Origin of the sequence: Sulfitobacter sp. HI0040, from assembly GCF_001634885.1 — a bacterium.
GTDB lineage: Bacteria > Pseudomonadota > Alphaproteobacteria > Rhodobacterales > Rhodobacteraceae > Sulfitobacter.
Genome location: NZ_LWEX01000054.1, coordinates 1 through 7,404, shown reverse-complemented (window position 1 = coordinate 7,404; position 7,404 = coordinate 1). Strand labels below are relative to the sequence as shown.

Genomic DNA, 7,404 nt, shown 5'->3' with positions numbered 1-7,404 from the left:
CACCATCACGAGGCCGAGGCCCGCGCCGACGCGCCCCCAGAGCACGACGGCAACACAGAGCAGCGACGCCCCCATCAGCACCGCCCCGTCACGCTTGAACGCCGCACTGCCGACGATCACGGGCGCCAGCACGGCGGAAACACCGAGGATGAGCAGGATGTTGGCCGTGTTCGACCCCACCACGTTCCCGAGCGCAATACCCGGCGCTCCCACGAGCGCGGCCTGCAAAGAGGTGACGAGCTCCGGCATCGAGGTGCCGAAACCCACGATGGTCAGGCCGATGACGAGCGGGGGGATTTCAAGCCGCTGGGCAAGGGCAACAGCCCCGCGCACCAGCATTTCACCGCCAAGCAAAAGACCGACGAGCCCGCCGATGACGAAAAGGTAATCCATGCAACTGTCCCTGGCCCCGGATTGAAAACGCGTCCGCAGAGGCCAAGGCGGTCGCTGAAAGCAGATGGCGCGCGCGCGAACCCACTTCAAGGTCCGGCCCCTGCGCGGCGAGATAGATTTCGACATGAGCTATGACGAAAGGTGCTGCGGTCCAGCCCGGCGATCGGGCGGTCCCTTTCCTTCGGCGCGGCGAAAGGTCAGATTGCGCCAGCAAACTGACCGGAGATTTAGATGAACTGGACCGATTTTCGCGAATGGGGGGCGCGCGCGGCGGGATGGGCGGCGCGGTACCATGAAACGCTGCGCGAGCGTCCCGTGCGTGCCCAGGTCACCCCGGGGGAGATTCTGGCCGCCCTGCCGCCCTCCCCGCCTGAGAGGGCCGAAAATCTGGAAACCATCGTGGGCGATTTCGAAGCCACGATCGTGCCGGGCATGACCCATTGGCAGCATCCCCGCTTCTTCGCCTATTTCCCCGCCAATGCCGCGCCGGTTTCGGTGCTGGCGGAATACTACGTGTCAGCACTGGCCGCGCAATGCATGCTCTGGCAAACCTCTCCCGCCGCGACGGAACTGGAAACGCGCGTCTGCGACTGGATGCGGCAGGCGCTTGGTCTGCCGGAGGAGTTCACAGGCGCCATTCAGGACAGTGCCAGCACCGCTACGCTTTGTGCCGTTCTGACCATGCGCGAGCGCGCGTTGGAATGGGCGGGCAATACCAAGGGGCTGGCGGAGGGGCCGAGGCTGCGGGTTTATGTCTCGGAGGAGGCACATTCCTCGGTGGATCGCGCCGTCTGGATTTCGGGGATCGGGGCCGAAAACCTCATCCGGATCCCGGTGACAGGCTCCCGGCGGGCGATGGATGTGGAGGCGCTGGAAGCCGCCATCGCGGCGGACCGCGCGGCGGGGCATCTGCCCTGCGGCGTGGTGCTCTGTACCGGGGCCACCGGGGCGGGTGCCTGCGACGACCTGCGCGCCGCCATCGCCGTGGCGAAGGCCGAGGGGCTGTTTACACACGTCGATGCCGCATGGGCCGGGTCGGCGATGATCTGCCCTGAGTTCAGAGAGCTCTGGCACGGGGTGGAGGGCGCGGACAGCGTCGTCGTCAATCCCCACAAATGGCTGGGCGCGCAGTTCGACTGCACGCTCCTTTACATGCGCAGGCCCGAGGATCTGGTGCGAACGCTGGCGATCCGCCCCGAATATCTACGAACCCATGGCGCCGATGGCGTGATCGACTATTCCGAATGGTCCGTGCCGCTGGGGCGGCGGTTCCGGGCGCTCAAACTATGGTTTCTGTTGCGGGCCCATGGGTTGGAGGATCTCCGCGATATGATCCGCAACCATGTCTTATGGTCCCGGACGCTGGCGGACCGGCTGCGCGCGCAGGAAGGCTTCGAGATTGTGACGGAGCCGATCCTCTCGCTCTTCACCTTTCGCTATCTGCCCGGCGGCCCGGCGGACGAGGTGAACCAGCGGTTGCTCGACAGGATCAACAGCGACGGTCGGATTTACCTGACCCAGACCCGGGTGGACGGAAAGCTGGTGCTTCGGTTTCAGGCCGGAGCCTTCACCAGTACCGAGGCGGATGTGCAAACGGCCTTCGACGTGATCACCGAATTGGCGGAGGCAAGCTGACGCCCGTTCGCGCCGCGAGGGTTAGCGCAGCACCCGCGTCAATCGCGATGCGCAGAGAGCCGAGCAACCGGCCATTCGCCGGGTCGATCACCGGGAAAGACAGGATGCCCCCCGGACCCATGGCGGTGCGGGACAATCTCGCGCCGTCGATGACGGGCGTTTTGCCCCGCTTCCTAAGTATGTCGATGATTTGCCCTTGCCCCGCCATATAATTCCGCGATCCGGTCACAACAATTGCCTCACCCCCCGCGCCATGCAGGGAGGCGTGGAGGATTTGCCCCCCGGCGGCGCCGACCCGGGCCGACAGCAGCGCGCCCGCCGCAGGCAGGCTCCCCCTTCGACCGGCTGCGGCCCCCCGCAGGGCCGCCAACAGGCGCGCATCCCCGACCCAGGACAGGATATCCCGATCAATATAGGCCAACACGGCCGCCGCACGGTCATCAGCCCGGGCAAGGCCGGACCAGCCGAGGCTGATGATCAGGAGTAGAACAAAGGCCGAATGCCACATGGAACCATACCGCGCTGCTGGGATTCCCCGCAGGCTATGGCGTAACCGTTAAGTCCGGGTGAAGCGGGCACCGCCTTTGTCAGTCGGCCCCGCGAAACCCCGTCGCGACAACGAACTTTTCCGAAGAATCCGACCGGCTGGCGGGCGGTTTGATATTCGCAACCTTGGCGAACCGCTGTTTCAGCAACTTCTGCAGATCGCCCTCCGCCCCGCCGGCCAGCACCTTGGCCACGAAGGTACCGCCTTCGTCCAGCACGTCGAAGGCGAAATAGGCAGCCGCCTCGCAGAGCGCGATGATCCGCAGATGGTCCGTCTGCTTGTGCCCCGAGGACGACGCCGCCATGTCCGACATCACCACATCGGCCTTCCCGCCCAGCCATTCCTTCACCTTCTCGTCCGCGTCATCCTCCATGAAGTCGAGCTGATGCAGCTCGCACCCCGCGATGGGTTCCATCTCCTGCAGGTCGACGCCGAGGATGGTGCCGATGGCCTTGCCGGATTTTTCCCCCAACGCGTTCACCCGCGGCACCGCGACCTGACACCAGCCGCCCGGGGCCGCGCCCAGATCGACGACCCGGGCCCCCGGCACGAGAAAGCGGAACTTCTCGTCCAGTTCCAGCAGCTTGAAGGCCGCCCGCCCGCGATAGCCTTCGGCCTTCGCGCGCTTCACGTAAGGATCATTCAATTGCCGCTGAAGCCAGCGCGTCGAGCTGAGCTTGCGCCCGCGCGCGGATTTCACCTTGACCTTGAGATCGCGCTGCCCGCGCCCCGAGGTATTCTTGCCGTCCGGCGTCTTTGCCATCTCAGTACTTTCCTTCTTCGAGAACGCCGTCCGCGCTCATCTGTGCGTAGAGCAGCCCCTCGCGCAGGCCCCTGTCGGCAACGCTCAACCGGTCCGTGGGCCAGCAGCGCATCAGCGCCTGAAGTATCGCCGCCCCGGACATGATCAGCGCCTGCCGGTCCTGCCCGATACGCGGATCGGCACGCCGCCCGCCCGGCCCCATCGCCAGATAGGAATGGATCACCTTGTCGATCTGCGCGCTGGTCATGCGCAGCCCGTCCACCTTGGTCCTGTCATAGCGCTTCAGCCCCAGATGGCTCGCCGCGACGGTCGTCACGGTGCCGGAGGTGCCGACGATCTGGAACCGCTCCTGCGGCTGGGCCGACTGATAGGGTGTGAAATCGGCGAGGTTCTCTTCGAAAAACCAGCTCATCAAGGCAAAGCGCGCGGCGTCGTCCTCTACGTCGGAAAACTGGTCACGCAAGGTAGCAACCCCGAGGGGGACCGAAATCCAGTCCACCACCTTGGCCGCCGGAATGTCCGATACCGCCTGCTTGAACCCGGTATGCAGCCGCATGATGGATTGCGCGCGGTCCGCCTTGGGCACATGCCGGATGTCGATCCAGACAAGCTCCGTCGAGCCGCCGCCGATGTCGACCACCAGCAGGTTTTCCGTCTTTTGGCTGACGAGGGGCGCGCAGGAGATGACCGCGAGCCGCGCCTCTTCCTCGGGCTTGATGATATCGAGCCGCAGGCCCGTTTCACGCTGGATCCGCTGCATGAAATCGGCCCCGTTCAACGCACGGCGGCAGGCTTCGGTGGCGACCAGCCGCATGCGTCTGACCTTGTTACGCCGCAATTTCTGCTGACAGATGCGCAGTGCCTGTATGGTGCGCGCCATCGATCCGCGCGACAGGCGCCCGGTCTTTTCCAGCCCCGCCCCCAACTGGACGGACTTGGAAAAACTGTCGACCACATGGAAACCGCTGCCCCTAGGCTGGGCGATCAACATGCGGCAGCTGTTAGTGCCCAGATCCAGGGCTGCGTAAAGCTCTTTCGATCCGGACGGAACTGGCGCGGGGCTCAGAGCCGTTGTGAAGTCGAGCGCGCCCGCACCTCTGGGACGCTTTGGCGCCATGGTTCGCGCCTTTCATATCGAGTTGGCTTCAAGGTAATGGTTCAGGGGCTTTCACGCAAGCGTCGCGAGTTGTCGCAGCCGGGTTTCGCGACAGGGGGTCTGCCCTTCCCCGCACCATTGTGCGAAAACGACCCCAAGTCGTTACCGTACCCCGTTTCGTCGAAAACCGGCACCGGGGGGAACGGTGCTTCACTTAGACAGGGCCAAACGGCGCGAACGGGGAATCATCCATGCCCGAAGTTACAATCGTCTACTGGCGCGACATTCCCGCGCAGGTCATCGTCGGCAAGGGCCGCCGGGGCACCAAGCGCGCCTTGCCCGAACGGTTCGAACAGGCCATCGACCGTGCCGCCATGAAGGTGAACGCCCGCGACAGCGATGCCTATCTCGCCGAATGGCGCAAGGCCGAGCCGGTCGAGGTACCGGGCACCGACGACGCAGCCGTGGCCGATGCGGAAGTGTCCCGCATCGAGGCCGAATACGACCGCGACCGCATTCGCAAACTGATCGAAAACGACGGATGGGCCTGAAGGCCCGATGACCACATTCAGGGATAACATCATGTCTTTGCTCAACTTCCGCCGCAAGGAAACCCCCGCGCCCGAGGCCCCCACCGCCGCGGTAGAGGCCTTCCTCAAGGATTACTCGATCGAGGTGATGCCCCGCACCGCCGAAAAGGTCGACAATTTCCGCGATCTGCTGCCCGAAGGCACCCGCGTCTATATCGCCCATATCGAGGGCACGCCGATCGAGGACATGGTCGCCACCGCAAAACGCCTCAACGCGGATGGCTACAAGGTCATGCCGCATTTCCCGGCGCGTATCATCAAGGACCGCGCCACGCTGGAAAACTGGATCGCCATGTATCAGGGCGAAGCGGATGTGCGCCAGGCCCTGCTGCTGGCCGGCGGCGTGGCCACGCCCCACGGCGATTTCGAGGATTCCATGCAGCTCATGGAAACGGGCCTCTTCGACAAGCACGGGTTCGAGCGGCTGCATGTGGCCGGGCACCCCGAGGGGAACCGCGACATCGATACCGACGGCACCCGCCTGCGGGTCGACGACGCGTTGAAGTGGAAGCAGGGCTTTTCCGAACGCACCGATGCCAAGATGGCCATCGCCACCCAGTTCGCCTTCGAGGCGCAGCCGATCATCGAATGGGCCGACAGCCTGAAGTTCGCAGGCATCGACCTGCCCATTCACATCGGCATCGCGGGCCCCGCGAAACTGCAGACGCTGATCAAGTTCGCCATTGCCTGTGGCGTCGGCCCCTCGCTGAAGGTATTGCAGAAACGTGCGATGGACGTGACCAAGCTGCTGTTGCCTTACGAGCCGACAGATGTGATCAACGAGCTGGCGGCCTACAAGGCCGAGAACCCGGATTTCAACATCACGCACGTCCACTTCTTTCCGCTGGGCGGCATCAAGACCAACGCCAACTGGGCCATGGAAAACGGCGGTCGCTCCGCCGCCCCGGCCAACGCATCCTGAAGGACTGACCGCACATGACAAGAACCGTCGTCGAATCCAAAACGAAAACCGCGATCATCGGTTTCGACCAGCCCTTTTGCGTGATCGGCGAACGGATCAACCCGACGGGCCGCAAGATCCTGTCCGAAGAACTGGAACGCGGCGATTTCAGCCGCGTGGAATCCGATGCCATCGCCCAGGTCGCGGCGGGGGCCACCGTGCTCGACGTGAACTCCGGTGCGGTCTTTTCCAACAAGATGGCCGAAGACCCCCGCTATGCGGACAACAACTTCGTCGAACCGACATTGATGCCCGAACTGATCAAGGTCGTCCAATCGGTCGTCGATGTGCCGATCTGCATCGACAGCTCCGTTCCCGGCGCGCTTGAGGCGGGGCTCGAAGCCTGCGAAGGCCGCCCGCTGCTCAACTCCGTCACCGGAGAGGAAGAGCGGCTCGAACTCGTCCTGCCGCTGGTCAAGAAATACAATGTGCCGGTCGTGGCGATCTCCAACGACGACACGGGCATCTCCGAAGACCCGGACGTGCGCTTCGCCGTGGCCAAGAAGATCGTGGAGCGTGCGGCGGATTTCGGCATTCCCGCCCATGACATCGTCGTCGATCCGCTGGTCATGCCGATCGGCGCCATGGCCACGGCCGGTCATCAGGTCTTTACCCTCGTGCGCCGCCTGCGCGAGGAACTGGGCGTCAACACGACCTGCGGTGCTTCGAACATCTCCTTCGGGCTGCCCAACCGCCACGGGATCAACAATGCTTTCCTGCCCATGGCCATGGGGGCGGGGATGACCAGCGCCATCATGAATCCGGTAGCTGTCCCGCTCAACGCCGCCAAGATCGCCGAAAAACGCGCCGAGGTGGAAGCCGCCGGTGTCGTTCTGCCCGAAGGCATGGACGATGAAACCTTCCTTCAGCTGTTCAACTTCGGCTCCACCAAGCCGAAGGCCGGCAAGGAGATGGAGGCCATCCGCGCCGCCAACTTCCTGTTCGACCGCGACCCCCATGGGACAGAGTGGATCAAGTTCAACAAGGTGGCGCCGAAGGCCGGCCACGAAGGCCGGGGCCGCGCAGGCCGCACAGGCGGACGCCGCCGCGCCTGACGCCGAGGCGGCCAACGGAGCGGTCCAATACCGCGCAATGGCCGCCCCGAACACCATTCGCCGGGCAGTTTTTTCTTGCCATGCAGGGACTTGCCCGTTGAAATACCCCCGGTAAAACACGGGGGTCCATGTGCCGCGACTGACAATCTGGCTGACAGGCCTCGCCGTGACGCTTGCCATGGCATTGCTGCTGATCATGGCACCGCCCTTCGTGAAGACGCTGCGCAACGCGGTCTTTGACAGCTACCAGCGCGCCGCCCCCCGCACCCGCGACCCCGCTGCCCCCGTTCATGTGGTGGATATCGACGAAGCTTCGCTGCGCGAGTTGGGTCAATGGCCTTGGCCGCGCACCTTCGTGGCGGAA

At 64.6% G+C, this 7,404-nt stretch carries 9 protein-coding genes; 5 read left to right on the top strand and 4 right to left on the bottom strand.

The features are described 5' to 3' along the window. Positions 1–393: sodium:calcium antiporter (locus A3728_RS05035; protein WP_443069423.1), on the bottom strand; the 393-nt coding region annotated here is incomplete at its 3' end. A gap of 231 nt (positions 394–624) precedes the next feature. Here A3728_RS05035 and A3728_RS05030 point away from each other — a divergent pair. Beyond that, positions 625–2,028: a pyridoxal phosphate-dependent decarboxylase family protein gene (locus A3728_RS05030; RefSeq protein ID WP_067920826.1), complete on the top strand. Its 1,404-nt coding sequence runs from the start codon at positions 625–627 to the stop codon at positions 2,026–2,028. On the opposite strand, the gene A3728_RS05025 is transcribed toward A3728_RS05030, so the two are convergent. The 3 genes from A3728_RS05025 to A3728_RS05015 all read right to left on the bottom strand — a co-directional run bounded on the left by A3728_RS05025 (position 2,003) and on the right by A3728_RS05015 (position 4,455). Then, entirely contained in the window at positions 2,003–2,536 is a 534-nt protein-coding gene (locus tag A3728_RS05025) for a hypothetical protein (RefSeq protein WP_067920824.1), read from the bottom strand. The two genes, A3728_RS05030 and A3728_RS05025, sit on opposite strands and share 26 nt — an antisense overlap. 79 nt (positions 2,537–2,615) lie before the next feature. Further along, positions 2,616–3,338: an RlmE family RNA methyltransferase gene (locus A3728_RS05020; protein WP_067920822.1), complete on the bottom strand. Its 723-nt coding sequence runs from the start codon at positions 3,336–3,338 to the stop codon at positions 2,616–2,618. Between the two features lies 1 nt (position 3,339). Beyond that, positions 3,340–4,455, bottom strand: coding sequence for a Ppx/GppA phosphatase family protein (locus A3728_RS05015; protein ID WP_067920820.1), 1,116 nt, complete (start codon positions 4,453–4,455; stop codon positions 3,340–3,342). A gap of 230 nt (positions 4,456–4,685) precedes the next feature. On the opposite strand from A3728_RS05015, the gene A3728_RS05010 reads away from it, so the two are divergent. The 4 genes from A3728_RS05010 to A3728_RS04995 all read left to right on the top strand — a co-directional run. Next, positions 4,686–4,985 (top strand): virulence factor, encoded by a 300-nt coding sequence (locus tag A3728_RS05010; RefSeq protein ID WP_067920818.1) that lies wholly within the window; start codon positions 4,686–4,688, stop codon positions 4,983–4,985. A 31-nt stretch (positions 4,986–5,016) separates the two neighbouring features. Further along, a complete protein-coding gene (locus tag A3728_RS05005) occupies positions 5,017–5,946 on the top strand; it encodes a 5,10-methylenetetrahydrofolate reductase (RefSeq protein ID WP_067920828.1) in 930 nt (309 codons plus the stop codon). A 14-nt stretch (positions 5,947–5,960) separates the two neighbouring features. Then, the gene (locus A3728_RS05000; protein ID WP_067920815.1) at positions 5,961–7,040 is read left to right on the top strand and encodes a methyltetrahydrofolate cobalamin methyltransferase; all 1,080 of its coding nucleotides are present in this window, start codon (positions 5,961–5,963) and stop codon (positions 7,038–7,040) included. A 130-nt stretch (positions 7,041–7,170) separates the two neighbouring features. Next, the coding region (locus tag A3728_RS04995) for a CHASE2 domain-containing protein (RefSeq protein ID WP_201722292.1) at positions 7,171–7,404 on the top strand (234 nt) is incomplete at its 3' end.

Coding starts and splice junctions, on each gene's coding strand:
- A3728_RS05030 (WP_067920826.1), top strand. CDS start 625: ATGAACTGGACCGATTTTCGCGAATGGGGGGCGCGCGCGGCGGGATGG.
- A3728_RS05025 (WP_067920824.1), bottom strand. CDS start 2,536: ATGTGGCATTCGGCCTTTGTTCTACTCCTGATCATCAGCCTCGGCTGG.
- A3728_RS05020 (WP_067920822.1), bottom strand. CDS start 3,338: ATGGCAAAGACGCCGGACGGCAAGAATACCTCGGGGCGCGGGCAGCGC.
- A3728_RS05015 (WP_067920820.1), bottom strand. CDS start 4,455: ATGGCGCCAAAGCGTCCCAGAGGTGCGGGCGCGCTCGACTTCACAACG.
- A3728_RS05010 (WP_067920818.1), top strand. CDS start 4,686: ATGCCCGAAGTTACAATCGTCTACTGGCGCGACATTCCCGCGCAGGTC.
- A3728_RS05005 (WP_067920828.1), top strand. CDS start 5,017: ATGTCTTTGCTCAACTTCCGCCGCAAGGAAACCCCCGCGCCCGAGGCC.
- A3728_RS05000 (WP_067920815.1), top strand. CDS start 5,961: ATGACAAGAACCGTCGTCGAATCCAAAACGAAAACCGCGATCATCGGT.